The sequence below is a fragment of the Streptomyces sp. NPDC060031 genome (assembly GCF_042736805.1).
In the GTDB taxonomy this organism is placed as follows: Bacteria; Actinomycetota; Actinomycetes; order Streptomycetales; family Streptomycetaceae; genus Streptomyces.
This window is the reverse complement of record NZ_JBHWVM010000031.1, coordinates 1-26592: the sequence shown is the minus strand read 5'-3', so window position 1 is coordinate 26592 and position 26592 is coordinate 1. Positions and strand designations below refer to the sequence as shown.

The 26592-nt window shown below is 73.4% G+C and carries 19 protein-coding genes and 1 pseudogene; 7 read left to right on the top strand and 13 right to left on the bottom strand.

From position 1 onward, the window contains the following. Positions 1–137 precede the first annotated feature (137 nt). From ACFWB8_RS16350 to ACFWB8_RS16335, 4 genes are all read left to right on the top strand, one after another. Positions 138–794, top strand: a complete 657-nt coding sequence (locus tag ACFWB8_RS16350) for a phosphatidylserine decarboxylase (RefSeq protein ID WP_030010161.1) — start codon at positions 138–140, stop codon at positions 792–794. 25 nt (positions 795–819) lie between these two features. Next, positions 820–1641 (top strand): CDP-diacylglycerol--serine O-phosphatidyltransferase, encoded by an 822-nt coding sequence (gene pssA / locus ACFWB8_RS16345; protein ID WP_385226595.1) that lies wholly within the window; start codon positions 820–822, stop codon positions 1639–1641. Positions 1642–1885: 244 nt separating this feature from the next. Further along, positions 1886–3367 (top strand): AlkA N-terminal domain-containing protein, encoded by a 1482-nt coding sequence (locus tag ACFWB8_RS16340; RefSeq protein ID WP_385226515.1) that lies wholly within the window; start codon positions 1886–1888, stop codon positions 3365–3367. 15 nt (positions 3368–3382) lie between these two features. Further along, the gene (locus ACFWB8_RS16335; RefSeq protein ID WP_385226513.1) at positions 3383–3883 is read left to right on the top strand and encodes a methylated-DNA--[protein]-cysteine S-methyltransferase; all 501 of its coding nucleotides are present in this window, start codon (positions 3383–3385) and stop codon (positions 3881–3883) included. A 6-nt stretch (positions 3884–3889) separates the two neighbouring features. On the opposite strand, the gene ACFWB8_RS16330 is transcribed toward ACFWB8_RS16335, so the two are convergent. The 3 genes from ACFWB8_RS16330 to ACFWB8_RS16320 all read right to left on the bottom strand — a co-directional run bounded on the left by ACFWB8_RS16330 (position 3890) and on the right by ACFWB8_RS16320 (position 6675). Further along, a complete protein-coding gene (locus ACFWB8_RS16330; RefSeq protein ID WP_385226511.1) occupies positions 3890–4318 on the bottom strand; it encodes a hypothetical protein in 429 nt (142 codons plus the stop codon). Between the two features lie 88 nt (positions 4319–4406). Continuing rightward, complete coding sequence (locus tag ACFWB8_RS16325) at positions 4407–4907, bottom strand: NUDIX domain-containing protein (protein ID WP_385226510.1); 501 nt, start codon at positions 4905–4907, stop codon at positions 4407–4409. A gap of 37 nt (positions 4908–4944) precedes the next feature. Next, positions 4945–6675, bottom strand: coding sequence for a BCCT family transporter (locus tag ACFWB8_RS16320; RefSeq protein WP_385226508.1), 1731 nt, complete (start codon positions 6673–6675; stop codon positions 4945–4947). Positions 6676–6818: 143 nt separating this feature from the next. Here ACFWB8_RS16320 and ACFWB8_RS16315 point away from each other — a divergent pair, with 143 nt between their 5' ends. Continuing rightward, a complete protein-coding gene (locus ACFWB8_RS16315) occupies positions 6819–7967 on the top strand; it encodes a glycerate kinase (protein WP_385226506.1) in 1149 nt (382 codons plus the stop codon). A 724-nt stretch (positions 7968–8691) separates the two neighbouring features. On the opposite strand, the gene ACFWB8_RS16310 is transcribed toward ACFWB8_RS16315, so the two are convergent. Continuing rightward, entirely contained in the window at positions 8692–9297 is a 606-nt protein-coding gene (locus tag ACFWB8_RS16310; protein ID WP_385226504.1) for a cysteine hydrolase family protein, read from the bottom strand. A 111-nt stretch (positions 9298–9408) separates the two neighbouring features. Between ACFWB8_RS16310 and ACFWB8_RS16305 the strand changes: the two genes are divergently transcribed. After that, the gene (locus ACFWB8_RS16305; RefSeq protein WP_385226502.1) at positions 9409–10392 is read left to right on the top strand and encodes a GlxA family transcriptional regulator; all 984 of its coding nucleotides are present in this window, start codon (positions 9409–9411) and stop codon (positions 10390–10392) included. Beyond that, positions 10389–13145, top strand: a complete 2757-nt coding sequence (locus tag ACFWB8_RS16300) for a SpoIIE family protein phosphatase (RefSeq protein ID WP_385226500.1) — start codon at positions 10389–10391, stop codon at positions 13143–13145. Before ACFWB8_RS16305 ends, ACFWB8_RS16300 begins: the two co-directional genes overlap by 4 nt. A 33-nt stretch (positions 13146–13178) precedes the next feature. Here the strand turns inward: ACFWB8_RS16300 and ACFWB8_RS16295 are convergent, their stop codons facing one another. From ACFWB8_RS16295 to ACFWB8_RS16255, 9 genes and pseudogenes are all read right to left on the bottom strand, one after another. Continuing rightward, complete coding sequence (locus ACFWB8_RS16295) at positions 13179–15209, bottom strand: SpoIIE family protein phosphatase (RefSeq protein WP_385226498.1); 2031 nt, start codon at positions 15207–15209, stop codon at positions 13179–13181. A gap of 79 nt (positions 15210–15288) precedes the next feature. Next, positions 15289–18522 carry a DUF3376 domain-containing protein gene (locus ACFWB8_RS16290; RefSeq protein WP_385226496.1) on the bottom strand — a complete coding sequence of 1078 codons (3234 nt, stop codon included), beginning with the start codon at positions 18520–18522 and terminating at the stop codon, positions 15289–15291. Positions 18523–18576: 54 nt separating this feature from the next. Continuing rightward, the gene (locus ACFWB8_RS16285; protein WP_385226494.1) at positions 18577–19992 is read right to left on the bottom strand and encodes a phytoene desaturase family protein; all 1416 of its coding nucleotides are present in this window, start codon (positions 19990–19992) and stop codon (positions 18577–18579) included. A gap of 101 nt (positions 19993–20093) precedes the next feature. Continuing rightward, positions 20094–20918 carry an inositol monophosphatase family protein gene (locus tag ACFWB8_RS16280; protein ID WP_385226492.1) on the bottom strand — a complete coding sequence of 275 codons (825 nt, stop codon included), beginning with the start codon at positions 20916–20918 and terminating at the stop codon, positions 20094–20096. Positions 20919–21091: 173 nt separating this feature from the next. Next, complete coding sequence (locus ACFWB8_RS16275; RefSeq protein ID WP_385226490.1) at positions 21092–22093, bottom strand: TIGR03842 family LLM class F420-dependent oxidoreductase; 1002 nt, start codon at positions 22091–22093, stop codon at positions 21092–21094. Between the two features lie 24 nt (positions 22094–22117). Beyond that, positions 22118–23518: a dihydropyrimidinase gene (hydA, locus tag ACFWB8_RS16270; RefSeq protein WP_385226488.1), complete on the bottom strand. Its 1401-nt coding sequence runs from the start codon at positions 23516–23518 to the stop codon at positions 22118–22120. A gap of 17 nt (positions 23519–23535) precedes the next feature. Beyond that, complete coding sequence (locus ACFWB8_RS16265; protein WP_385226486.1) at positions 23536–24831, bottom strand: aspartate aminotransferase family protein; 1296 nt, start codon at positions 24829–24831, stop codon at positions 23536–23538. Next, on the bottom strand, positions 24828–25670 hold the full coding sequence (locus tag ACFWB8_RS16260; protein WP_385226484.1) for a nitrilase-related carbon-nitrogen hydrolase: 843 nt from the start codon (positions 25668–25670) through the stop codon (positions 24828–24830). Before ACFWB8_RS16260 ends, ACFWB8_RS16265 begins: the two co-directional genes overlap by 4 nt. Positions 25671–25832: 162 nt before the next feature. After that, positions 25833–26592, bottom strand: a pseudogene (locus ACFWB8_RS16255) (hypothetical protein); the annotation flags it as partial.

Sequence of the window (26592 nt, the reverse complement as noted above, 5' to 3'; positions counted from 1 at the left end):
CTAGCAGTCACTGGTCGGAGGTCATCGACTCGGCTTCTGGCTTGCCCAGTTGTTGCGCGCAACCGATAGCATTCCAGTAAAGCCGCCGTCCCGTCCCCCCGTTTACGGCGCGGCATCACCCGCTACGAAGGTCATCCATGCCCCACAGCCAAACCTCTGCACCTCGCGACAGCCTCCTTGGCGTACGCCTCGCGCGCGGAGCATCGCCGTGGCTCCTGCCGACCGTCGCCACCGCGGCGCTCAGCCTCACCCGGGCCCGCAAGTCCGGACGCTGGGCCGCGGCGGCCGTGCCCGCCACCGCGCTCGCGGCGGGCATGCTGTGGTTCTTCCGCGACCCCGAGCGCGAGATCGCTCAGGGCCGTGTCATCTCGCCCGCCGACGGAGTGGTGCAGAGCATCATGCCGTGGAAGGACGGGCGGACCCGGGTCGCGATCTTCATGAGCCCGTTGAACGTCCACGTCAACCGCGCGCCCCTCGCGGGCACGGTGACGTCCGTGGAGCACATCCCCGGCGGGTTCGTCCCGGCGTTCAACAAGGAGAGCGAGAACAACGAGCGCGTCGTCTGGCACTTCGACACCGAGCTCGGCGACATCGAGATGGTGCAGATCGCCGGCGCCGTGGCGCGCCGGATCGTCCCGTACCTGCCGGCCGGCACCAAGGTGGAGCAGGGCGAACGCATCGGTCTGATCCGATTCGGCTCGCGCGTCGACATCTACCTCCCGGAGGGCGTCGAGGTCGCGGTCGAGGTCGGTCAGGCCACCACCGCGGGGGTGACCCGAATTGACCGTGACTGACCCTGAGACTCCCGCAGCGGGCTGGGTGCCCGAGGCATCGCAGGAGGAGTCCGCCGAGGACGACATGCCGCTGTCACTGCGGCTGTCGATAGCGGACACCCTCACGCTCGGCAACGCGACGTGCGGATTCATGGCGGTGTACTTCACCACCACCGGGATCCTCATCCCGCACCTCACCGGCAGCGGCGAGTCGGGCATGGCCCGCAGCAGCGCCGCGACGGCCGTGATACTGATGCTGCTCGCCGCGGTCTTCGACCTCTTCGACGGCATCGTGGCCCGCAAGCTGCGCAGCTCGCCGATGGGCGCGGAGCTGGACAACCTGTCCGACCTGATCAGCTTCGGGCTCGCCCCGGCGTACTTCGTGCTCGTCTACGGCATGGTCGCCGTGGACGCGCACCAGAAGATGTCGGCGCTGGCGGCGATCGTGGTGCTGCTCGCGGTCGTGCTCAGGCTGGCGAGATTCAGCTGCGTGACGATGAAGGACGGCATGTTCCAGGGCATGCCGAGCCCCTTCGGCGCGCTGACGGTCGTCTCGATCGTGCTGCTGGAGCTGCCGTTCGTCCCGACGCTGCTGGCGATCATCGGGGTGGCGTGGCTGATGGTGAGCCGGGTCGAGTACCCCAAGCCGCGGGGTGTCCTCGCGGTGGCGATGCTGAGCTGGATCGTCGGGGCGATGGGGCTGCTGGCGGCCTGGGCGTTCGACGCGCCCGGTGGTCAGCTGCTGCTCCAGACGGGCTGTGCGCTACAGATCGCTCTGGCGGCGACGATTCCGCTGTTCGCCACGACGCGCCGGGCGAACACGTTCCGCCACAACCGTCGTGAGGCGCGGGCCACGCAGGTCCCGTAGCCCTAGCCGTAGCCGTAGCCGTATTACGAAGGGCCCCCGCCGCCGCTCAGGCGCGGGGGCCCTTTCGCGTCCGCGGGGCCATTCGGTCGTGCCGGGCCTCCTGGGGCTCCGCCCAGACCCGAGCCTCGAACGCCGGCGGGGCGGGATCTCGGCTGACGCCGCGCCGCCTCGCAGGTCCCCCGGCGGTAGCCTTGATGTCGGAAAACCGCCAGCCCGGGGGCACGGCGGCCGGGATGCTGGAGCCATGTACACCGACACCGATCGCTGCGTCAGAGCCGTGCAGTCGAAGGACGCCCGCTTCGACGGGTGGTTCTTCACCGCCGTGCTGACCACGCGGATCTACTGCCGGCCCAGCTGCCCCGCCGTACCGCCCAAGGTCGAGAACATGACCTTCCTGCCCAGCGCCGCCGCCTGTCAGCAGGCCGGGTTCCGGGCCTGCAAACGGTGCCGGCCCGACACCAGTCCCGGTTCGCCCGAGTGGAACGCACGGGCCGACGCCGTGGCACGCGCCATGCGGCTCATCCAGGACGGCGTCGTCGACCGCGAGGGCGTACCCGGGCTGGCCGCCCGGCTCGGGTACTCCACCCGCCAGGTGGAGCGGCAGCTCAACGCGGAGCTCGGAGCCGGCCCCCTCGCCCTCGCCCGGGCGCAGCGCGCGCAGACCGCCCGGCTGCTCATCGAGACCTCCGAGCTGCCCATGGGCGACGTGGCCTTCGCCGCCGGGTTCTCCTCCATCCGCACCTTCAACGACACCGTCCGCGAGGTCTTCGCCCTCGCCCCCGGCGAGCTCCGGCAACGGGCCGAGAAGGCGGGCCGCCACCACCCCAAGGTCCCCGGAACGATCGCGCTCCGGCTGCCCTACCGGGCCCCGCTCAACCCCGACAACCTCTTCGGGCACCTCGCCGCCACGGCCGTGCCCGGCGTCGAGGAGTGGCGGGCCGGGGCGTACCGCCGGACGCTGAGGCTCCCGTACGGCACCGGCGTCGTCTCGCTCACGCCGCAGCCCGACCACATCGGCTGCCAGCTCGCGCTGACCGATCTGCGGGACCTCACCATCGCCATCAGCCGCTGCCGCTGGATGCTCGACCTCGACGCCGACCCCGAGGCGGTCGACGAGCAGCTGCGCAGCGACCCACTGCTGGCCCCGCTCGTGAACAAGGCCCCGGGGCGCCGGGTACCCCGTACCGTCGACGCGGCGGAGTTCGCCGTACGCGCCGTCCTCGGCCAGCAGGTGTCCACCGCCGCCGCACGCACCCACGCGGCCCGGCTGGTCACGGCCCACGGCGAACCCGTCGCCGATCCGGACCCGGAGGGCGGTCTGACGCACCTGTTCCCGTCCCCGCAGGCGCTGGCCGGGCTGGACCCGCAGTCCCTGGCCCTGCCCCGCACCCGGCGGACCACCCTGACCACGCTGGTCTCGGCGCTGGCCGACGGCTCGCTCCCGCTCGGCATCGACAGCGACTGGGAGGCCGCCCGTGCGCGGCTGAACGCGCTGCCCGGCTTCGGGCCGTGGACCACCGAGGTGATCGCGATGCGGGCACTGGGCGACCCCGACGCGTTCCTGCCGTCCGATCTGGGGGTCCGGCGGGCCGCCAAGGAGCTCGGGCTGCCGTCCACGCCCGCGGCGCTGACGGCCCGGGCGGCCGGCTGGCGGCCGTGGCGCGCGTACGCCGTCCAGTACCTGTGGGCCACCGACGACCACGCCATCAACCACCTGCCCGTCTGAGAGGCGCACGAGACCATGAACAGCAGCAGCAAGCAGCACACCGTCGTCGACAGCCCCTACGGTCCGCTCACCCTGGTCGCCCACGACGGCGTCCTCAGCGGCCTGTACATGACCGGGCAGCGCCACCGCCCCGCCGAGGAGTCCTTCGGCGAGCGGGTCGCCGTCGGCGAGGCGCCGTTCCCCGAAGTGGCGCGGCAGCTGGCCGCGTACTTCGCTGGGGAGCTCACCGAGTTCGACCTGCCGGTCCGGCTGGAGGGCACCGAGTTCCAGCGCAGCGTGTGGGAGCAGCTCGTACGGATCCCGTACGGGCAGACGTGGTCGTACGGGGAGCTCGCCGCGAAGCTGGGCAAGCCGAGCGCCTCCCGCGCGGTGGGCCTGGCCAACGGGAAGAACCCGGTCGGCATCATCGTGCCGTGCCACCGGGTGATCGGGGCCTCGGGCGGCATGACCGGCTACGGCGGCGGCGTGGAGCGAAAGGTGCGGCTGCTGGCCTTCGAGGCCGTCGGGCGGCGCTGATACCCGTCAGACCACCATCAGCGGCACCAGCAGGGCGAAGGCGGCGCCGGCCTCCACGGCGTAGCCGAACAGGGACGGGTGCTGGACGGGGGCGGCGAGCAGGACCACGCTCTGCTGGGTGGCGGCCGCCGCCACCCAGTCGCCGTCGGCGCCGAGGGTGCCCTGGTACCAGCCTTCACAGGAACCGGGGCCGGTGACGGCGAGGAGGTCGTCCTCGCGGCGGTAGAAGGCCTGCCAGCCGGCCGCGGGCACGGACCAGCCGTCGAAGTCGGTGAACTGGGCCCAGCCGCCGTCGCGTATCGCGGTGTCGAACAGCCAGACCGGCACTCCGTCGGGGGTCACCTCGCCGCCGGCCTGCTGTTCGGTGGTGAAGTGGACCATCGGGAGGGCGTCGGGCCCGTCGGCGGTGCTGGGCCAGGCGTACATCGTGATCATCTGCTGAATTCTGTCCTGCTCGATGTAGGCGCCGGATAATCGGGGGGCCTGACAGGGTCCGGGTCCCGGCAGGGTCTTCCGCAGGGCCTCAGAGCCCTGCCGGGCGTCGCCCGTTCTCCAGTTCCGCCGTGCCCTCGCCGGACTGCAGGACCCGGTACGCCTCCACGGTGCGCAGGCCGAGGGAGCCGGGGAGGTAGGCGGTGAGCTCGGCCGGCTCGACGAGCCGCCACGAGATCAGCTCCTCCTCCTGGAGCTCTACGGCGGCGAGCTGCGCCGCGTCGAGTACGCCGCCGTCGTAGACGTAGGCGACCAGCGGGGGCCGGGCGGAGCCCAGCGTCCAGTCGACGGCGAGCAGCCGGCCGAGCGGTACGTCGATGCCGATCTCCTCGGCGCTCTCGCGGCGGGCGGCCGTACGCGGGGACTCGCCCTCGTCCGACTCGATGGTGCCGCCCGGCAGGGCCCAGCCCTCGCGGTAGTTGGGCTCGACGAGCAGCACCCGGCCCTCGGCGTCCCGGTAGAGGGCGGCGGCGCCGGCCAGCACCCGGGGCAGGCTCGCGATGTACGTGGCGTAGTCATCCGTGGTGGTCACGCGGCAACCCTACCCAGACGGCCGGGGCGGCCGGGGATCACGCCTCGGGCCCGCCCCCGCCGGCGCCGCCGTCCTCGCGGCCCCGGCCCTTGGACTCGGCGAGCCGACGCAGCCTGGGGTGGCGCGCCGGTCCCTGCTCGGTGACGGCGTCGCCGACCATCGCCTTGACCGCGTCCCGCATCCCGTGCAGGGCGTGGTGGCGGGCCGGGCCCGCGCCGGGGTCCTCACGCAGCTCCTTCACCAGGGCCCAGCAGAGCAGCAGCATCACGAGCACGAAGGGCAGCGCGACCAGGATGGTGGCGGTCTGGAGGGACTTCAGGCCGCCCGCGACGAGCAGGACGGCGGCCACGGCGGCCATCAGCACGCCCCAGGTGACGACGAGCCAGGTGGGCGGGTGCAGCGAGCCGCGGCTGGTGAGCGAGCCCATGACGAGGGACGCCGAGTCGGCGCTGGTGACGAAGTACGTCATCACCAGGGCCATGGCCACCCAGGAGGTGACCGTGCTGAGCGGCAGCGCGTCGAGCATCGCGAAGAGCGAGGCCTCGGTGCCGTCCTTGATCTTGGGGGCGAAGTCGACGGCGCCGGTGGAATCGAGGCGGATGGCGGTGCCGCCCATCACGCAGAACCAGACGACGGTGGCGCCGCTGGGCACCAGCAGTACGCCGATCAGGAACTCGCGGATGGTGCGGCCGTGCGAGATGCGGGCGATGAAGGTGCCGACGAACGGCGCCCAGGACAGCCACCACGCCCAGTAGAAGATCGTCCACGCGCCGAGCCACTTGCTGTCGGTGAACGCCCCGGTGCTGGTGGCCATGGGGAGCAGGTTGTGCAGGTAGCTGCCGACGCTCGCCGGGATCACGTCGAGGACGTAGACGGTCGGGCCGAGCACGAAGACGAAGAGCATCAGCACCGCGGCGAGCACGACGTTGATCGTGCTCAGCCATTTGACGCCCTTGTTCAGGCCGGAGAAGGCGGAGAGCACGAAGGCCGCCGACAGCGAGGCGATGATGACCAGCTCGACGGTGGTGGAGTCCTCGATGCCGGTGGTGATGTTCAGGCCTTTGGCGACCTGGAGCGCGCCGAGCCCGAGGCTGGTGGCCGTGCCGAAGACGGTCGCGAAGACGGCGAGCAGGTCGATGGCCTTGCCGGGCCGGCCGTTGGCCCGCTCCTCGCCCATCAGCGGGACGAAGGCGGAGCTGAGCCGGTTGCCGCGGCCCTTGCGGAAGGTCGCGTAGGCGAGGGCCAGGCCGGCGATGCCGTAGATCGCCCAGGGCGTGAGCGTCCAGTGGAAGAACGAGTAGTCCAGGGCGGCGCGCGCGGCGTCCCCGGTGCCGGGGGCCGCGCCGGAGGCGGGCGGCGGGTTCAGGTAGTGGGTCAGCGGCTCGCCCACCCCGAAGAACATCAGGCCGATGCCCATGCCCGCGCTGAACATCATCGCGATCCACGCGAGGTTGGTGAACTCCGGTTCCGAGTCGTCCGCGCCCAGGCGGATGCGGCCGAAGCGGCTGATCGCGAGCACGACGCACATGACGAGGAAGACGTCGGCGGCGATCACGAACAACCAGGCGAAGTTGTTCAGCACCCAGGCCAGGGCGGTGCTCGACGCCGTGTCGAAGGAACCCTTGGCGAGGGCCGCCCAGGCGACGACGGCCAGCACGGCGATCACTCCGATGAGGACGACGCTGAGGTCGGGAGTGCCCTCGGCGGCTCCTTCAGGCCCCCCGCCGGGGGGATCCGGACGTGCCTGTTCCAGTGAATCCGTGCCCATGCGGCCACACTATGCGGGCTTATCTCCCCATTTATGGGCATGCCGCGCCGGGTGTGACCCAGGCCACCCATGGGCATAGGAGGATCCTCCGGATAGGCTCATGGGGGCGCGACTGCACTGTTCGAAAGCAAGGGATTAGCAAGGTGACGGACGGAGCAGTAACTGAGACCGCGCGCGTGCTCATCGCCGCGGACAAATTCAAGGGCTCACTCACGGCCGTGCAGGTCGCGGAGCGGGTGACGGCCGGCCTTCGCAGGGCCGTACCGGGCGTGGAGATCGAGACCCTCCCCGTCGCGGACGGCGGTGACGGTACGGTCGCGGCCGCCGTGGCGGCCGGGTTCGAACGCCGGGAGGTACGGGTCACCGGACCCCTCGGCGAGCAGGTCACGGCCGCCTTCGCCCTGCGCGAGGGCACCGCGGTGGTCGAGATGGCGGAGGCCTCCGGGCTGCAGCTGCTGCCGGCGGGTGTCTTCGCCCCGCTGACGGCGACCACCTACGGCTCCGGCGAGCTGCTGAAGGCCGCCCTGGACGCGGGCGCGCGCTCGATCGTCTTCGGTGTGGGCGGCAGCGCCACCACCGACGGCGGCGCGGGCATGCTGGCCGCGCTGGGCGCGGTGTTCCTGGATGCGAACGGTGAACCGGTCGGTCCGGGCGGCGGCGCCCTGGCCGGGCTGGCGTCGGCCGACCTCTCCGGGATCGACCCCCGCTTCGCGGAGGTGGAGTTCGTCCTGGCGAGCGACGTGGACAACCCGCTGACGGGCCCGAAGGGCGCTCCGGCGGTCTACGGCCCTCAGAAGGGGGCGTCGCCCGAGGACGTGGCGACGCTGGACGCGGCGCTCGCGCACTTCGCGGTGGTGCTGGAGAAGTCGATCGGCGCGAAGGCGGCCGAGTGCGCGCTGGCGCCCGGCGCCGGTGGCGCGGGCGGCATCGGGTACGGGGCGCTGCTCCTCGGCGCGACGTTCCGGCCCGGCATCGAGCTGATGCTGGAGGTGCTGGGCTTCGCGCCGGCGCTGGAGCGGGCGACGCTGGTCATCACCGGTGAGGGCTCGCTGGACGAGCAGACCCTGCACGGCAAGGCCCCGGCCGGTGTCGCGGCCGCGGCCCGCGCGGCGGGCAAGGAGGTCGTCGCGGTCTGCGGCCGCCTGCTGCTGACCCAGGAGGCCCTCCAGGCCGCCGGGATCCGCCGGGCGTACCCGCTGACGGAGATCGAGCCGGACACGGCGAAGTGCATCGCCCATGCCGGCCCCCTGCTGGAGCAGGTCGCGGCGAACATCGCCGCCGACGCGCTCTGAGCCGTACGCACAGCGAGGCCCGGAACCCCCGATCGGGGTTCCGGGCGGGTGCCCCGGCGGGGGTTGGTCCGCGGCCGGGTGGTGGCGAGCACGGCCGGGTGACCAACCGCAGGGTGTGCGGCACCCGCCGTGAGCCCGGGGAGCGGTTCTGCCGGCCGGGGCGGTGCAGCCGCGGGCCGTCCGGCGGCCCGCCGCCGGGAGTGCGCCCGTCGCCGCAGCGAGAACGCCAACGGCTGGCCCAGGGCGTCGAGTTCCAGCACCTCGCGCGGTTCCGGCCGGTCCTGCCCGTAGCCGCCGATGCGGTTCTCCACCAGGTCGGCCATCCGGTCCGCGACCCGCGGGGCCCGGCGGGATCCCGGGAGCCGTCCCCCACAGGCCGTCGTCCAGGCGCAGTTCGCCGCTGTCGACGGCGGTGGGCACCAACTCCCGCAACAGCGGGTTCCCCCGGGAGCGCTCGTACAGCCGGGCGGCCGCCCGCTCGGACGCCGCGCCCAGCGCCGCGCCCAGCAGCCCGGCCGTCTCGGCCGGGGTGAACGGCGCCGGCTCCAGCCGTTCCAGGACCCGGTCCTCGCTCAGCCGCCGCAGTCCGTCGGGCATCGGGGCCCCGGCCGCCCCCATCAGGAGCACCCCGCCCGGGGTGCGCTGGCCGAAAATCCTGTCACCCGTACGGGTGCACCTTGTGACGGGTGTGCGCGAGCCGGTCGCCGCGGCCGTCCCGGCGGACCTACCCGGCCGCCCCGGCCGCCCCGGCCGCCGCCAGCAGCGCGTCCGTGGTGACCACGCGGGCGAAGCTGCCGCCCTGGAGGTTGACGGCGGTGGCGGTGGCGAGCTGGTCGGCCGTCAGGTGCAGTCCGTCCGGGCCGGCCAGGTCGAAGGTGTGGGTGGCGTCCAGGGGTACGAGGACTTCGTAGCCGAGGTTTCCGCCCATCCGGGCGGTGGTCTCCACGCACATGTTGGTCTGGATCCCCACGACCACCAGCTGGCGGACGTCCTGGGCGGTGAGCCAGTCGGCCAGGTCCGGGGTGCCGTAGAAGGCGGAGTTCACCGTCTTCGTGATCAGCAGGGACTCCCGGCCCGCCCGCTCGGCGACGAGGTCCTTGAAGGCGTGTCCCGGCTGGTCCGGGGCGAGTACGGAGCCGGGGCGCGAGGCGTGCCGCACGAGCACCACCGGGCGGCCGGTCTCCTGCCAGGCGTCCATCAGCGCGGCGATGTTCGCCTCGGCGGCCGGGTTGTTGCGCGGCCCCCAGAAGGAGGCGTCGTCGAAGCCCTTCTGCACGTCGATGACCAGCAGGGCACTGTTCGCGGCAATGTCGATCTCGGTGTTCGTCATGGCTCCATCCTCGGCGGCGGCCACGGCCCGCGACAGCGGCTCCGGGGACCCGAACCGATGGGATCCTGCCAGCTTGGCAGGGATGACGGCGCCCGTGGCAGACTCACCGCCATGCACCGCGTCGCGATCGTCGTCCAGCCCGGCATCCGCGCCTTCGACCTCGCCGTCATCACCGAGGTCTGGGGTCCCGACCGCAGCCGCCTGGGGGTGCCGCCCTTCGAGCTGCGCCGGTGCGCCCTGGACCAGGGCCCCATCCCGCTCCCCGGCGGTCTGACCCTGGTCCCCGACCGCGCGCTGGACTGGCTCGCCGAAGCCGACCTGGTCGTCGTACCGGCGCTGGCCGAGCCCTGCGACCCGTCGCCCGAGCCGCTCCTCGCCGCCCTGCGGGAGGCGCACGCCCGCGGGGTCCCGGTGGCCGCCCTGTGCGCCGGGGCGTTCATCCTCGCCGAGGCCGGGCTGCTGGAGGGCCGCCGGGCGGTGACCCACTGGTGGCTGGCCCCGCAGCTCGCCGCGCGCCACCCCGGAATCCTGGTCGAGGAGGACCTCCTCTACGTGGCCGACTCCGGGCTGTGGACCTCCGCCGGGGTCGCCTCCGGGATCGACCTGTGCCTCCACCTGGTCCGCGAGGCCCACGGCGCCGAGGCCGCCGCCGCCATCGCCCGTTCGATGGTGACGGGCCCCTTCCGCACCGGCGACCACGCCCAGTACCTGGACCGCCCGACGCCCGCCGCCGACCGGACGGCCGAAGCGCTGGCCGCCGTACGGGAGCGGGCCCTGCGCCGGCTGCACGAGCCGCCTGACGTGGCCACCCTGGCCCGCTGGGCCGGCATGTCGCCGCGCACCTTCGCCCGGCACTTCGTCGCGGCCACCGGCACCACCCCGCACAAATGGCTGCTCGGCCACCGCCTCGACGAGGCCCGCAAACTCCTGGAGCGCACCGACCACCCCGTCCCCGAGGTGGCCCGGCGGGCCGGATTCGCCAGCGAGGTCACCTTCCGCCAGCACTTCACCTCGTACGTCGGCGTCAGCCCGCGCGCCTACCGGGCGGCCGCCGCCCCCCGCAACCGGGACGACAGTGTTAGAAAGGGCTCATGACCGGACGCTTTGGCCGACCCAGGGGCAAGCCCCTGGGTGCCCGCAGCGTCGCCGGTCAGGTCTTCGCCCTCCAGGCCGTGCTCGTGCTGCTGCTGATCACGGCTGCGGCCCTGGCCCTGGTGTTCCAGTCCCGCTACGACAGCGAGCGCGACGCCCGCCACCGCTCGCTCGCGGCCGCGGAGGCCTTCGCGCACGCGCCGGGCCTCCCGGCCTCTTTGAAGTCCCCCGACCCCGGCGCCGAGCTCCAGCCGCTGGCCGAGGGCGCCCGGAGGGCCTCCGGGGTGGACTTCATCGCCGTCCTGAGCACCGACGGCGTCCGGTACACCGATTCCCGCCCCGAGCTGATCGGCAAGCGCGCCACCGGCGACCTCTCGCGCGCCAGGGCCGGCCAGGCCTTCACCGAGACCTTCACGGGGCAGCCCAGCGACGTGGTCCGCTCCGTCGTGCCCGTACAGGACTCCACGGGCGCCGTCGTCGGACTGGTCTCCACCGGCATCGACGTCGCCGACGTGGGCGACGCGGTCGAGGGCCAGCTCCCCCTGCTCCTCGGCGCCGCGGTCGGCGCCCTGCTGCTCGGCACCGGCGGCGCCGCGCTGGTCAGCCGCCGGCTGCGGCGCCAGACCCGCGGTCTCGGCGAGGACGAGATGACCCGGATGAACGAGCACCACGAGGCCGTTCTGCACGCGGTCCGCGAGGGTGTGCTCATCATCGGCTCCGACGGCCGGCTCGTCCTCGCCAATGACGAGGCCCGCCGCCTCCTGGACCTGCCGCCCGATGCCGAGCAGCGGCACGTAGGCGATCTGGGCCTCGACCCGCGCACCGCCGCCCTGCTCTCCTCCGGGCGGGTCGCGACCGACGAGGTCCACCTGGCGGGCGACCGGCTGCTCGCCGTCAACGTGCGGCCGACCAAGACCTACGCGGGCCGGCCCTCGGGCACCGTCATGACGCTGCGCGACTCCACCGAGCTCGCCGCGCTGTCGGGCCGGGCCGAGGTCGCCCGCAGCCGCCTGCAGCTGCTCTACGACGCGGGCGTGCGGATCGGCACCACCCTGGACGTGGTGCGCACCGCCGAGGAGCTGTCGGAGGTGGCGGTCCCGCGCTTCGCCGACTTCGTCACCGTCGAGCTGCTGGAGCCGGTGCTGCGCGGCGAGGAGCCCTCGGTCGTGTCCGGCGCGTACACCGAGATGCGCCGGGCGGCCATGAGCGGGATCCGCACCGACCAGCCGCTGCAGCCGGTCGGCGACATCATCCGGTTCATCGTGCCGACGGCGCCGATGGCGGCCGCGCTGGACGCCGGGCGGGCGGTGCTCGCCGCGGATCTGAACGCCGCCTTCGGCTGGCGGGCGCAGGACAACGAGGGGACCCGGGTGGCCCTGGATTACGGGCTGCACTCGCTGATCTCCGTACCGCTCCAGGCCCGTGGCGTGGTCCTGGGCATGGCGAACTTCTGGCGGGCGGACACCCCCGAGGCCTTCGGCGAGGAGGACCTGTCCTTCGCCGAGGAGCTGGCGACACGGGCCGCCGTCTCCATCGACAACGCCCGCCGCTTCACCCGCGAGCACGCGGTGGCCGTGACCCTCCAGCGCAGCCTGCTGCCGCGGGTGCTGCCCGACCTGAGCGCCGTGGACGTCGCCTTCCGCTATCTGCCCGCGAAGGCCGGGGTGGGCGGCGACTGGTTCGACGTGATCCCGCTGCCGGGCGCGCGGGTCGCCCTGGTCGTCGGCGACGTCGTCGGTCACGGCGTGCACGCGGCGGCCACGATGGGCCGGCTGCGGACGGCCGTGCACAACTTCTCCACCCTGGACCTGCCGCCCGACGAGCTGCTGGGACACCTGGACGAGCTGATCAACCGGATCGACCAGGACGAGTCCGGCGCCGACCCGGACACCGGGGCGGGCGGGCCCGGAGCCTCCGAGTCCGCCGGCGTCACCGGCGCCACCTGCCTGTACGCGGTCTACGACCCCGTCTCCGGGCGCTGCTCGATGGCCAGCGCCGGACACCCCGGACCCGCGCTGGTCGGCCCCGACGGGCGCGTGGAGTACCCCGAGCTGCCGGTGGGGCTGCCGCTGGGCGTCGGCGGCATGCCCTTCGAGGCCGCCGAGCTGCACCTGCCGGAGGCGAGCCGGCTCGTCCTGTTCACCGACGGCCTGCTCGAAGACCGCGACCGGGACTTCGACACCGGCCTGGAGATGCTGAGCGACACCCTGTCCAGACCGGGCCGCAGCCCGGAGCAGGCCTGCGCCGACGTCCTGGCCGCTCTGCTGTTCCCGTCGCCGAGCGATGACATCGCGCTGCTGATCGCCGACACCCGCCGCCTGGACCGGGGCCACATCGCCGAATGGGACGTGCCCGCCGATCCGGCGGCCGTCTCGCGGGTGCGGGGCGCCGGCGCGGCACAGCTGGCCGACTGGGGGCTGGGGAACATCTCCTTCACCGCCGAGCTCATCCTCAGCGAGCTGATCACCAACGCCATCCGGTACGGGACCGCGCCCATCCGGGTCCGGCTGCTGCGCGACCGCAGCCTGATCTGCGAGGTCTCCGACGGCAGCAGCACCTCGCCGCACCTGCGGTACGCGGCCACCACCGACGAGGGAGGGCGCGGACTGTTCCTGGTCGCGCAGTACGCCGAACGGTGGGGCACCCGCTACACCGAGCGCGGCAAGGTGATCTGGGCCGAGCTTGCGCTGACCGGCGGCGAGGAGCCGTCGGAGACCGTGCCGGACCTGGACGCGCTGGAGGACCTGGCCTGGTGATACGCCCTGGCCCCCGGGGCCCGAGGGCGGCGTCTACGGCGTCTGCGGCGCCACCGTGCGGGCCAGCAGCACCGCCACGTCGTCCTGGGGATCACCCGGCAGCAGCCGGGCCAGGATGCCGTCGCACAGCCTCTCCAGCGGCTGCCCGGCCCCCCGCAGCGCCCCGGCCAGCTCGGCCATGCCCTGGTCCAGGTCCCGGTCGCGGGCCTCGATCAGGCCGTCGGTGTAGAGCACGAGCAGGCTCCCCGGCGGCAGCTGTACCTCCTCGGTACGGAAATCGTGTCCGCCGGTGCCGAGCGGGGTCCCGGGCGGCCCGTCGAGGAAGGTGATCGACCCGTCGGCGCCCACGACGGCCGGCGGCGGGTGCCCCGCGCGGGCGATCACGCAGCTGCCCGTCGCCGGGTCGTGGACGGCGTACACGCAGGTCGCCATCTCGTCCTCGCCCAGGTCGGCCACCACCGCGTCCAGCGAGCGCAGCATCCGCGCCGGGGGCACGTCGTGCCGCGCGAGGGTCCGTACGGCCGTGCGCAGCTGCCCCATGACGGCGGCCGCGTGGATCCCGTGCCCCATCACGTCCCCGATGACCAGGCCGGTCCGGCCGCCGGACAGCTGGATGGCGTCGAACCAGTCGCCGCCCACGTCGTGGTCGCTGGCGGGCAGGTAGCGGCCGGTCAGCTCCAGTCCGGCGACCTCGGGCAGCTCGCTGTTGGTGAGGCTGCGCTGCAGGGTCAGCGCCGCCGCGCGCTGGGTGGTGTACAACCGGGCGTTGTCGATGTTGAGCGCCGCCCGGGCGGCCAGTTCGTCCACGAGGACGCAGTCCTGCTCGTCGAAGGGCTCGCGCCCCTTCACCCGGGTCACCACGACCGCGCCGAGCACCCGGCCGCGCGCGACGAGCGGGACCATGCGGGCGGAGCCGAGGGTGGCGAGGTAGGCGCGCAGCGCCTCGGCGCTCGCCCCCGGCTCCGTGATCAGCGCCGGGATGTCGGACACGTACAGGTTCAGGGGCCGCCCGTCGGCGATGACCCGCTCGTAGACGGTGCCCTCGGGGATCTGGAAGGTCTGTCCCGCGACCAGTTTGGCGGTGGGCGCCCCCGGGTCCGGGAAGACGGCCGCGAGGCGCCGCAGCACCCCGCGCGTGGAGGCTCCGGCGTCGTCGGGTTCCAGCACCGCCGCGAGCAGCTGTACGTCGGCCGAGTCCGCGAGCTGCGGTACCAGCACCTCCACGATCTCCTGGGCGGTCTGCCGCAGGTCCAGGGTCGTACCGATCCGGGTGCCGGCCTCGGCGAGCAGGGCGAAGCGGCGCCGGGCCCGCTCGGCCTCGGCCTGCGCCCGCTGCCCGTCGGTGATGTCGATGAGGGAGGCGATCAGGCCGAGCGGCCGGCCGGAGCCGTCGAGCAGCGGGGCGTATGAGCAGGACCAGGTCCGGTCGTTCTCCGGGTCGGAGGCGGTCCGCCCGGTGCGGCGGACGTCGACGACGGCGGTGCCCCGGTCCAGGACCTGCTGCATCAAACGCTCCAGCGCGTCGGCATTGACCCCGGGCACGACCTCGGTGAGCCGTTTGCCGATGTGCTCGGCGGCGCTGACGCCGTTCATCCGGGCCAGTGCGTCGTTGACGCGCAGGAAGCGCAGGTCGGGGCCGAGGGTGCCGAGGCCGATGGGCGACTGCGTGAAGAGGCTCTGGAGCGCGGCGAGGGAGTCCCGCATGCGCAGGACCTCGGAGGTCTCCACGGCGATCAGCAAGGCGCCCGTGCGCCCCTGGGGGTCGGCGGCCGGGACGATCCACATCTCCATCGGGAGGGTGTGGCCGTCGCGGTGCCGTACGGGCAGGGTGCCGACGACGGTCTCGCCGGCCTGGACGCGGCGGGTCAGGTCGTCGGCGAGCTCGCGGTTGGCGCCGGGGACGAGCACGGAGGTGCCGGGGCGGCCGAGGATGTCCTCGGGCCGGTGTCCGAGCAGGTCCTGGGCAGCCAGCGACCACTCCACGACGCGGCCTTCGGCGTCCTCCCGCCACAGGGCGATCGGCAGCAGCTCGCGGAGCACGCCCGCGTACCCGACAGCCGCCATCGGCTGATCCGGTACCTCGCTCGTCTCCTGGTAAGTGTCCAACGCACGACCTCACCCCGGGGGGCTGATTCCTACCGATTCACCCTAGCCGAGGGCTCGGCGCAGGGCGCTGCGTCGGGCTGCCGGCGTCTCCCCTCCGCGGCCTGGGGTAGAGCCAGGGCAGGATCCAGCTGGTCCAGGCGAGGACGGCGTACAGGACCAGGGCTCCCCACCAGCCGCTGGGCTCGCCGCCCAGGTACTGGAGGACTCCGACGACGAGGCCGGCGATGAGGCCGGCGGCCAGGAACGCGCAGAGCACCTGCCACCAGCGGTTCGAGCCGAGGTAGAGCAGGGCCGCGGCGGCGATCGCGAAGGCGGCCGCGACGACCAGGGTGCGTTCCCAGGAGCTGGTGTCGTCGTCCGTCGGGTGCAGTCCGCGCAGCTGCCAGAGGGCGACGGGCGGACCGAGCACGAGGAGGTACAGCGGCACTCTCAGCCAGCCGAGGCGGCTCTGCTGCCGGATGCCCGCTCCCAGGGCGATCATGGCGTAGCAGCACAGGGGGATGTGGGCGAGCAGCGAGGACCAGTGGTCGCTGGCGAAGGCGACCCCGATCCACATCAGCACGAACGCGATCAGGGCCGTCGCGGGCGCCAGGAGGGCGGCCAGCGTCGGAAGCCAGAACAGCGGCGCCACCGCGTCCATCAGCACCCGTACCGGGCGGGCCCAGAGCCGTCCGGAGGGCTGGATCGCGGGCCAGGCGACCAGTCCCGTACGGAGGGCCGCGCGGCGCGGATCGGGGGCGCGGACCAGTTGGTTGACGCCTTCGGCGCCGATCTGGGCGAAGGACTCCACGGCCCCGTCGAAGACTTCGGGTGCGTTCAGGTCCAGGTTCGGCGTCCGCGCGGGGATCTCCTGGGGCCGGTTCCCGGACACGATGCCGTCCTTGTGCATCGCGGCGATCAGCGGGAGTTCCTCGTCGAGGATCTCGCGCTGGCGCACGGCGGTGAGTACGTACCGCACCCGGTCCCAGCGGTCCCGGTTCGGCTCGTTCTCCAGGTCCTGGTTCCAGTACTCGGTGAAGCGCGGTCCGAGGTGCATCTCGGCGGCGACCAGCTGCCCGAGCGCCGGATGGCCCCTGACGTGCCCGAACTTGGCGGACAGGCGTTCGTCGGTGGCGGCCACGGCGACGAGGGAAGCGGCCGCGTCGAGCCGGCCCCAGGTCCAGTCTCCGAGCCGCCAGCGGACACTGAGGAAGGCGGCGAAGTTGCTCAGCTGGTTGCCGCTGAGCTTGGCCTCGACCATCGCCTCCGGGGTGCGCCCCCTGCCCAGCACCCGGTCGGTGGCCCAACTGCCGTTGGCGGCGGAAACGGTGTGGAACTTGATGTCGGTGGCCTCGGCCAGCGGGTCGGGGCGCAGCGGGCCGAGCAGCACCTCGGCGGCGACCAGCGCCTCGAGCATCGCGGCCTTGCCGAGGAGCGCGGCCTCGCCCAGGGCCGTGTAGCCGGCCGGGGGCGGCTGCAGGACCCGCCCGATGTGGCGGCCGAGTACGGCGAGCCGGTCCCAGAGGTCCGCGTAGAGGGGTTCGGACGCGTCGACGGCGGTGGACGGCCAGGGCGGTTGGGCGACCTCGGCGGCGAGGTCCACCGACCAGCGGTGCCAGGCGGTCACCTCCGCCCCGGCGGGGGGTACCGCGGGCAGGGCGTCGCGCAGGCGGCCGTTGGCCGTGGCGAGCGGGCGGACGGCGTCGGTGGGGATGCCGCCGTCGGCGAGCGAGGTGCGGTACGCGTCGAGGAGCATCCGGTCCCGGGCGGCGATGAGGGTGGAGACGGCGAGCCGGCAGGCGTACAGCAGTTCCCGGCAGTCCGCTACGAGTTGTGCGTTGTCGTGGGCCGCGCGGCTGTCCTCGTAGGCCCACAGCCAGTCCATCAGCAGCCGTACCGCGCGGGCCAGGGCCAGCGGCGAGCTCTTCGGGGTGGGCGCCAGCCGCTCGGCGCAGTCGCGGAGCTGCGCGAAGAGGGCCGAGGCCTCCCCGCGGCCCTCGTCGAGCGGCTCGAGCGGGCCGGGGCCGGAGGGCAGCGGGAGCGGGTCGGGGCCGGTGACGTCCGCCGGGTCGGCCAGCAGCCGGATGAGCCGCGTGGCTTCCGCCAGGCCGACGGTCCGGGAGTACCGGACGGTCCGGGGGTACGGGTCCTCGCGGTCCCGCGCCGTGCCCCGCAGGGTGGCGAACTTCGAGGGCAGTACGCCGCTGATGCCCTGTTTGAGCTGGGTGGCGGCGTCGGCGTCGCGCAGTTCGAGGGCGTCGTCGCGCAGGGACTCCGAACCCGACTTCACGGCCAGGGACTTCGTGGCGATGCCCACGAGCCGGGTGACGCGGCGCCTGCCGATGGGCTCGGGCTCGGGTTCGGGCTGCAGGGGCGGCACGGGCTGGAGGAACAGCAGCCACCGGTCGACCTTGCGGATCACCGGGACCCCGGCGATGGCGCGGACCGCCCAGGCCACCGGGATGTTGTCGAGCAGCCCGCCGTCGATGAACTCGGCGCAGCCGTCCTGGTTCTCGTCCGGGTAGCCGGTCTCGCTGCTCACCCCGCGCATGTTCACCCGCGGCGGGTCCTCCACCGGCTGCGGAGTCTCGTTCCCGACGAACAGGCGGCCGGGTTCGAAGGCTCCGGGGAAGGAGGACGTGGTGCGTGCCGCGTAGGCGAGCCGGTCCAGGGCGGCTTCCCGGTCCTCGCCGGCCGGCGGGAAGTCGGTGAAGCCGCCGCGGTGACGGAAGCGGAAGTACGCGTTGGAGCGGCCGACCAGCAGTGGCTGACCGAGCGTGGGCCGCACCCAGTCCCGGCGGGGCCGCAGCCTGGTCGCCGTCAGGATCAGCCGCAGCGACTCCACGGGCCGGCGGCCCTCCGGGGCCTGCTCGATGAGGGTGCGCAGTGCCTCGCGCAGTTCCCCGTAGAAGACCTCGTCGCCGCGCATCAGCGAGTTCGGCACCTGGAAGAGCTGTCGGCGGCGCAACAGCCCTTCCACGTCGCCGAGGTGCAGCCACACGTTGCGGACCCCGTCGCCGAAGGGCATCCCGTACACGAGGTGGCAGGCGAGGAGTACGCCGTTCAGTCCGCCGGCGCTGGTCCCCGCGAGGACGTCGATGCCGACGGTCCGGTAGCCGCAGCAGTCCAGCAGTTCGCGGTAGACGGGGGTCACCGGGGCGGTCGGCGGATCGGCCGCGTCCGGCGCCGCCTCCCGGAGCCGGGCCGTCTCACAACAGGCCCCGCCCATCCAGACGGCAAGGCTCACGCCACCCCGCATGGCGAGGGCCAGCCGCAGCTCGGAGCTGCTCATGCCTCCAGCTTCACCCCGAATCAGCCGTCCCGCACCCCGCGCCCGCCCGCCGGGCTACGCGTGGCGCAGGTGGCGCCAGACGGCCTTGGCCGCGTTGTGGCCCGACATGCCGTGGACGCCCGGGCCCGGCGGGGTGGCGGAGGAGCACAGGAAGACCGCCGGGTGGGCCGTCGTGTACGGGGAGAGGGAGAGCTTGGGGCGCAGCAGGAGTTGGATTCCCGATGCCGCGCCGCAGGCGATGTCGCCGCCGACGTAGTTGGCGTTGCGGGCGGCGAGCTCCGGCGGCCCGGCCGTGGCGCGGGCGAGGACCAGGTCGCGGAAGCCGGGTGCGAAGCGCTCCAGTTGGCGCTCGACGGCGTCGGTGAGGTCGCCGCGCCAGCCCGCGGGGACGTGCCCGTACGCCCAGAACACGTGCTTGCCCTCGGGCGCCCGGCCGGGGTCGACGAGGCTGGGCTGTGCGGTGATGAGGAAGGGGTTGCGGGGGGCGCGGCCGCCGGAGGCGAGTTGCAGGGCGGCGTCGATGTCGCGGGTGGTCGGGCCGATCTGGACGGTGCCGGCGCGGCGCGGCGCCTCGGCGGTCCAGGGCACGGGGCCGGAGAGCGCGTAGTCGATCTTGAACACGGCGGCGCCGTACTTGTAGTTGTCGTACGCGTGGCCCAGCCGGGCGATGCGGGCCAGCGCGGTCGGCGAGGTGTCGAACACGTACGCCCGGGCCGGCGGGAGGTCGTCGAGCCGCTTGACCTCGAAGCCGGTGTGGATGGTGCCGCCGAGGTCCCACAGGTACGCGGCGAGCGCGTCGGAGATGGACTGCGAGCCGCCGCGCGGCATGGGCCAGCCTCCCGCGTGCGCGGCGAGGGCGAAGACCAGCCCGACGGCGCCGGTGGCGATCCCGTTCAGGGGCGCGATGACGTGCGCGACGAGCCCCGCGAAGAGGGAGCGCGCGCGGTCGTCCCGGAAGCGGCGCAGCAGCCAGGTCGACGGCGGAAGCCCGGCGAGGCCGAACCGGGCCAGGGTGAGCGGGTCCCGGGGCAGCGCCGTCGACGGCAGCGACATGAAGTCCCGGACCAGGGTGTCCCATCTGCCGAGGAACGGCTTCACCAGCCGCCGGTACGCGCCCGCGTCGCGCGGCCCGAAGGACGCGGCCGTCTCCGCGACCGACCGGGAGAGCACGGCGGCCGTGCCGTCGTCGAAGGGGTGCGCCATGGGCAGCGGGGCGTGCAGCCACTGCAGTCCGTACCGCTTGAGCGGCATGGTGGCGAAGACCGGCGAGCCGATGCCGAGCGGGTGCACGGCCGAGCAGGGGTCGTGCCGGAAGCCCGGGAGGGTGAGCTCCTCGGTCCGCGCCCCGCCGCCTACGGTGTCGGCGGCCTCGAAGACGGCCACCGAGAAACCGCGCCGGGCCAGCTCGACGGCGGCCGTCAGCCCGTTGGGCCCCGCCCCCACCACGACCGCATCGAGAATCGACGGCACTTGTGACTCCTTAGTCCGGCGACGGCTCCGGCGACGGCGCCGCCCCCAGCCTATTGCGCCCGTCTACACGCGGGCTCGCACGCCCGCGTCCCTCGCGCCCCTCACTCCCCCCGCAGCAGCTCGCGGATCCGTACCGCCGTGGCCTCGTCGCGGCCCACGGCGAACGGCAGCGCATTGTCCCGGTCCACCCGGAAGGGGACACCGTCGACCGTGCTCTGCGCGCCGCCCGCCTCGGCGACCAGCAGCAGCCCCGCCGCGTGGTCCCAGGCGGAGGGCCAGGTGAAGGCCAGGGCGTCCATTTCGCCGCGGGCCACCTTCAGGTACTCCAGGCCCGCCGACCCGCACGCCCGGGCGGCGACCCCCGGCACGTCCAGCCGGGCCAGGGCCCGCTTGTCCTGCTCGGAGGTGTAGAGCGGGTGGGCGGTGGCCACCCGGAGCTCGGCGCCCGGCTCAGGCGCACCGCTGGATATGCGCTCGCCGTTGACGAAGGCGCCCTGCCCGCGCACGGCGGTCGCGATCTCTTCCAGCGCCGGGGCGAAGGTCCAGGACGCGAGGATCTCCCCGCGGTGGGCCAGCGCCACCAGGGTGCAGAAATTGGGGTCGCCCTCCACGAACTGGCGGGTGCCGTCGACCGGGTCCACGATCCACACCGGCGCGTCGGCGCGCAGGGCCCCGTACACGGTGGGATCGGCGTGCACCGCTTCCTCGCCGACCACGGCCGAGCCGGGCAGCAGGCGGGTGAGGGCGGCGGTGAGGTGCTCCTCGGCCTTGCGGTCGGCGACGGTCACCAGGTCGTGCGGGCCGTTCTTCTCGACCACCTCGTGGTCGGCGAGCTGGCGGAATCTCGGCATGATCTCCACCGCCGCGGCCTTGCGGACGGCCTCTTCGACGGCGGACAGGTCACTGGCGAGAAAGTCATCGATCATGCCCCCAGCAAAGCACGACCGACTGACAAACCCCACCGTCCGTCGCGTCCTGTGCTCGGCCACCGGATGCACTCCCGGTGAACCGATGCCGGGGTCGGTACCGGGGCAGGCTGTCAGCCCGGCCCCGCCCCCGGCAAGGGATCACGAGGTCACCCGTTCAGCCGTTCAGCCGTTCAGCCGTTCAGCGCCGGGATGACGTGCTGGCCGTACGCGTCGATCGTGGCCTCCTGGGCGTCGTGCATGTCGTAGACCGCGAACTGGTCCACTCCCAGGTCGCGCAGCGCCCGCAGTTTCGCGATGTGGGCCTCCGGCGGGCCCAGCAGGCAGAACCGGTCCACGATCTCGTCCGGGACGAAGTCCGCGGACGGGTTCCCGGCGCGGCCGTGGTGACTGTAGTCGTAGCCCTGGCGGGCCTTGACGTACTCGGTGAGCTCGTCCGGGACCAGCGAGGAGTGCTCTCCGTAACGGCCGACCAGGTCGGCGACGTGGTTGCCGACCATGCCGCCGAACCACCGGCACTGGTCGCGGGCGTGGGCGAGGTCCTCGCCCACGTACGCGGGAGCCGCCACGCAGATGGTGATCGAAGCCGGGTCGCGGCCGGCCGCCTCCGCGGCCTCCCGGACCGACTTGACCATCCACTCCGTGAGGTAGAGGTCGGCGAGCTGGAGGATGAAGCCGTCCGCCTTCTGTCCGGCCAGGGCCAGCGCCTTCGGCCCGTACGCGGCCATCCAGACGGGGAGCTTCCCGTCCCTGATCCAGGGGATGCGGATCGGGTTGCCGTCCACCTCCGCCTCGCGGCCCTCCGCGAGGTCGCGGATGACGTCGATGGCCTCGCCGAGCCGGGCCAGGGTGTTCGGCGCCCGTCCGGCCACCCTCATCGCGGAGTCCCCGCGCCCGATCCCGCACACGGTCCGGTTGCCGTACATGTCGTTGAGCGTGGCGAAGGTGGAGGCGGTCACCTCCCAGGTGCGGGTGCCGGGGTTGGTGACCATCGGGCCGATGTGCAGTTTCTGCGTGTTGGCCAGGATCTGGCTGTAGATGACGAACGGCTCCTGCCACAGCACGGCCGAGTCGAAGGTCCAGCCGTAGCGGAAGCCGTTGCGTTCGGCGCGCTTCATGAGGCTGACGACCGCCGAGGCGGGCGGGTCGGTCTGCAGGACGAGGCCGAAGTCCATGGGGCTGCTCCTTACGCGGGGCGCTTACAGGTACTGGCAGGTGGAGCGGTGGATGAAGGCCCCGTGGCCGGCCCGGCCGGTGTATTCGAGCCGGTCGATGACGAGCTCGCCGCGTGAGAGCACGGTGTCGACGCGTCCGGTGATCCGCTTGCCCTCGTACGCCGAGTAGTCCACGTTCATGTGGTGCGTCTCGGCGGAGATGACCTGCTCGGCGTGCGGATCGTAGAGGACGATGTCGGCGTCGGAGCCCGGCGCGATGGTGCCCTTCTGCGGGTAGAGGCCGAACATCCGGGCCGGGCTCGCGCAGGCGATCTCGATCCAGCGGCGGCGGGTGATGTGCCCGTCCAGGACGGCCTGGTGGAGGAGGTCCATCCGGTTCTCCACTCCCGGCAGCCCGTTCGGGATCTTCGAGAAGTCGCCGCGGCCGAGCTCCTTCTGGCCGCGGAAGCAGAACGGGCAGTGGTCGGTGGAGACCACCTGGAGGTCATTGGTCCGCAGCCCCCGCCAGAGCGCCTCCTGGTGCTCGCGGGGCCGCAGCGGAGTGGAGCAGACGTACTTGGCGCCCTGGAAGTCGGGCTCCGCCAGGTTGTCGGTGGACAGGAACAGGTACTGCGGGCAGGTCTCCCCGAAGACGGGCAGTCCCTTGTCCCGGGCGGCCGCCAGCTCTGCCACCGCTTCCTCGGCCGAGACGTGGACCACGTACAGCGGGGAGCCGGCCACCCGCGCGAGCTGGATCGCCCGGTGGGTCGCCTCGGCTTCGAGGAGGACCTTGCGCACCTCGCCGTGGTGGCGGGGGTCGGTCTCCCCGCGCGCCAGGGCCTGTTCGACGAGGACGTCGATCGCGATGCCGTTCTCCGCGTGCATCATGATCAGCCCGCCGTTGCCGGAGGCCCGCTGCATGGCGCGCAGGATCTGGCCGTCGTCGCTGTAGAAGACGCCGGGGTAGGCCATGAACAGCTTGAAGGAGGTGACCCCCTCCCCCACCAGGTGGTCCATCTCCTTGAGGGTGCCCTCGTTGACGTCGGAGAGGATCATGTGGAAGGCGTAGTCGACGGCGCACTTGCCGTCGGCCTTGTCGTACCAGGTGTCGAGTCCCTCGCGCAGCGAGCGGCCCACGCTCTGCACGGCGAAGTCCACGATGGTGGTGGTGCCGCCCCAGGCGGCGGCCCGGGTGCCCGTCTCGAAGGTGTCCGAGGCGGCGGTGCCCCCGAAGGGGAGCTCCATGTGGGTGTGCGCGTCGACCCCGCCGGGGATGACGTACTTCCCGCTCGCGTCGATCGTGCGGTCGGCCGTCCAGGCCTCGGCGGCGGCCGAGCCGTGTGCGGCGAGGGCGGCCACGCGGCCGTCCTCGATCAGGACGTCGGCGTGCAGTTCGTCGGCGGCGGTGATGACGAGGCCGCCGCTGATCAGGGTGCGGATGCTCATGTACGGCTCCCTCGGGACTAGTTGAGGACGCGCAGGGCCTGTTCGAGGATTTCGGCGCCCTCTTCCGCCTCGGCGACGGTGAGGGAGAGCGGCGGCGCGATGCGCAGCACGCTGGTGTTGTGGCCGCCGCCCTTGCCGAGCAGCAGGCCGCCCTCGCGGGCGGCCTCCAGGACGGCGGCGGCCGCGTCCGGGTCGGCCTGGTCGGTGCCGGGCCTGACCAGCTCCAGTCCGGCCATCAGGCCCCGGCCGCGGACCTCCCGTACGGCGGGCACGTGCACGGCGATCGCGCGCAGCCGCTCCAGGAGCAGGCCGCCGACGCGGCGCGCGTTGCCCTGGAGGTCGTGCTCCAGCAGGTACGCCAGGTTCGCGACGCCGGCCGCCATGGTGACCGGGGAGCCGCCGAAGGTGGAGATGGAGTTGGAGTCCAGGCAGTTCATCACGTCGGCGCGGGCCACGACCCCGCCGACGGACATGCCGTTGCCGATGCCCTTGGCGAAGGTGAGGATGTCCGGCGGGCCGTTCTGGGCGTGCGCCTGCCAGCCCCAGAAGTGCTCCCCCGTACGTCCCCAGCCGGTCTGCACCTCGTCGCTGATCCAGAGGATGCCGTGCCGGTCGAGCACCTCGCGGAAGGCGCCGTACAGCCCGTCGGGCGGCGCGGTGAAGCCGCCGACGCCCTGGATCGGCTCGGCGATCAGCGCGGCGACCCCGCCGCGGGCCTGGCCGAGGACGTCCTGGAGGTCCTCGACGGCGGCGGCGGTGAAGTCCGCGTCGGACAGGTGCGCGAAGGGGCCGCGGCTGCGCACCGCGCCGTGGACGTAGTACGTCTGCAGCGGCGAGAGGCTCGTCGGGGACCAACCGCGGTTGCCGGTGACGGAGACGGTGGAGAAGGAGCGGCCGTGGTAGCTGTTGCGCATCGCCAGGATCTGGTTGGAGCGGCGGTACGTCGTCGCGAGCAGCAGGGCGGTGTCGTTCGCCTCGGTGCCGGAGGTGGTGAAGAAGACCCGGGCGTCCGGGATCCCGGACAGCGCGGCGACCCGCTCGGCCAGCTCGATCATCGGCCGGTTGAGGTAGAGGGTCGAGGAGTGGATGATCCGGCCGGCCTGCTCGGAGACGGCCTTGGTGACCTCGGGCAGCGCGTGCGCGGTCATCGTGGTGAGGATGCCGCCGAAGAAGTCGAGGTAGCGGTTGCCGTCGGCGTCCCACACGTGGCGGCCCTCGCCGTGGGTGAGCTCGATGGGACGGTCGTAGTAGAGCGCGAGCCAGTCGGGCAGGACGCTGTGGTGGCGGCTGTGCAGGGGGGTCGGGTTGGTCACGGCTGTACGAGCCCTCCGTAGGCGTCGGGGCGGCGGTCGCGGTAGAAGGCCCACTGGTCGCGGACCTCCTTGATCAGGTCGAAGTCGAGGTCGCGGACGAGGAGTTCCTCCTCCTTGTCGCTGGCGGTCTCCCCGACGAACCGGCCCCGCGGGTCCACGAAGTAGCTCGTCCCGTAGAAGTCGTTGTCGCCGTACTCCTCCTGGCCGATGCGGTTGATGGCGGCGATGAAGTACTCGTTGGCGACGGCCGCGGCGGGCTGTTCCAGCTGCCAGAGGTAGGCGGAGAGGCCGCGGTGCGTGGCGGAGGGGTTGTAGACGAGCTGGGCTCCGGCCAGGCCCAGCTGGCGCCATCCCTCGGGGAAGTGGCGGTCGTAGCAGATGTACACGCCGATCCGGCCGACGGCGGTGTCGAAGACGGGCCAGCCGAGGTTGCCGGGGCGGAAGTAGTACTTCTCCCAGAACCCCTTGACCTGGGGGATGTGGTGCTTGCGGTACTTGCCGAGGTAGCTGCCGTCGGCGTCGATGACGGCGGCGGTGTTGTAGTAGAAGCCCTCGGACTCCAGCTCGAAGACCGGGACGACGATCACCATGCCGGTCTCGCGGGCCAGTTCCTGCATCCGCCGGACGGTGGGGCCGTCGGGGACGGCCTCGGCCCAGCGGTAGTGCTCGGGCTCCTGGACCTGGCAGAAGTAGGGGGCGTTGAACACCTCCTGGAAACCGATGATCTTCGCGCCCTGGGCGGCCGCCCGGCGGGCGTGCTCCTCGTGTTTGGCGATCATCGACTCGGTGTCTCCGGTCCAGGTGGCCTGGACGAGTGCGGCGCGGACGACATGGGCCATGAGCTGCTCCTCGCGACGGGAACGCCGACTTCTACGCACGTAGATGGTGTGCGTAGGGAGTAGAACGTAGGCCGCGTCAACGCCTGGGGCAAGAGCGCCTTGCGCGGTTGGAGTAGTCGATCAAGATACGACTGCGTTACGTCGGAACGTGGTCGTTTCCGGTCAGGAGGCGGGCGGTTTCGCGACCCGCAGGGCGTGCACCAGGTCCCGGTGGTGCGTGCTCGAGAGCGCTTCGGCGGCCCGCAGCAGCCGGGGCCCGAACCACTGCGGGTCGCGGCGGGCGAGGCGGGCGGACTCCTCGGCGGTGCGCAGCCGGACGAAGGCGCCGAGCAGGGCGTCGGCCTCCCGGGTGCGGCCGGCCGCACCGAGCGCGAGGGCGGCTTCGGCGATCTCGGCGGCGGGGCGGGCCGCGCCCTGGCGCAGCAGGGTCTCGCAGTCGGCGGCGCGGCCCGCCTCCCCGAGCGCGGCGGCGGCCGCGGCGAGCCGCTCGGGCGGCAGCGAGGCCGCCTCCCAGAGCAGGGTGGCCCAGTCGGCCGCGAGCCCGGCGCGGCCCAGCTCCCCGGCCAGGGCCGGCAGTCGGGCCGCGGGCCAGGCGGCCGCCTCGCAGAGCAGCGCGTGCGCCTCGCCGCCGCGTCCCTGGGCCCGCAGCGTGATCAGCCGGGCGATGAACTCCCCGACGGCGGCGCGCGGCGCGGGTGCCTCCGGCGCGACGGGTGCGGCCTCGGGCTCCGGCCGGGGCCGGCCGAAGCGGGCCCCGCGCGGGGCGGGGTCACCGTCCGGGTGGCCCGGCGGCACGGTCTCGGCCGGAGCCTGGGGCACCGCCGCTCCCGCGTACCGGGCGCCTCCGCCCCGCGGCGGGGTCCGAGCCGGCGCCGCTGCTCCCGCATCCCGGGCGCCGCCGGCCCGCCGCGCCCCACGCAGC

What these genes read in the sequence shown, in the direction of transcription:
- ACFWB8_RS16320 (WP_385226508.1), bottom strand. Translation starts at nt 6,675, where the DNA reads ATGGGCACGGATTCACTGGAACAGGCACGTCCGGATCCCCCCGGCGGG.
- ACFWB8_RS16340 (WP_385226515.1), top strand. Translation starts at nt 1,886, where the DNA reads ATGTACACCGACACCGATCGCTGCGTCAGAGCCGTGCAGTCGAAGGAC.
- ACFWB8_RS16280 (WP_385226492.1), bottom strand. Translation starts at nt 20,918, where the DNA reads ATGATCGATGACTTTCTCGCCAGTGACCTGTCCGCCGTCGAAGAGGCC.
- ACFWB8_RS16330 (WP_385226511.1), bottom strand. Translation starts at nt 4,318, where the DNA reads ATGATCACGATGTACGCCTGGCCCAGCACCGCCGACGGGCCCGACGCC.
- ACFWB8_RS16350 (WP_030010161.1), top strand. Translation starts at nt 138, where the DNA reads ATGCCCCACAGCCAAACCTCTGCACCTCGCGACAGCCTCCTTGGCGTA.
- ACFWB8_RS16310 (WP_385226504.1), bottom strand. Translation starts at nt 9,297, where the DNA reads ATGACGAACACCGAGATCGACATTGCCGCGAACAGTGCCCTGCTGGTC.
- ACFWB8_RS16335 (WP_385226513.1), top strand. Translation starts at nt 3,383, where the DNA reads ATGAACAGCAGCAGCAAGCAGCACACCGTCGTCGACAGCCCCTACGGT.
- ACFWB8_RS16305 (WP_385226502.1), top strand. Translation starts at nt 9,409, where the DNA reads ATGCACCGCGTCGCGATCGTCGTCCAGCCCGGCATCCGCGCCTTCGAC.
- ACFWB8_RS16300 (WP_385226500.1), top strand. Translation starts at nt 10,389, where the DNA reads ATGACCGGACGCTTTGGCCGACCCAGGGGCAAGCCCCTGGGTGCCCGC.
- hydA (WP_385226488.1), bottom strand. Translation starts at nt 23,518, where the DNA reads ATGAGCATCCGCACCCTGATCAGCGGCGGCCTCGTCATCACCGCCGCC.
- ACFWB8_RS16275 (WP_385226490.1), bottom strand. Translation starts at nt 22,093, where the DNA reads ATGGACTTCGGCCTCGTCCTGCAGACCGACCCGCCCGCCTCGGCGGTC.
- ACFWB8_RS16260 (WP_385226484.1), bottom strand. Translation starts at nt 25,670, where the DNA reads ATGGCCCATGTCGTCCGCGCCGCACTCGTCCAGGCCACCTGGACCGGA.
- ACFWB8_RS16295 (WP_385226498.1), bottom strand. Translation starts at nt 15,209, where the DNA reads ATGGCGGCTGTCGGGTACGCGGGCGTGCTCCGCGAGCTGCTGCCGATC.
- ACFWB8_RS16290 (WP_385226496.1), bottom strand. Translation starts at nt 18,522, where the DNA reads ATGAGCAGCTCCGAGCTGCGGCTGGCCCTCGCCATGCGGGGTGGCGTG.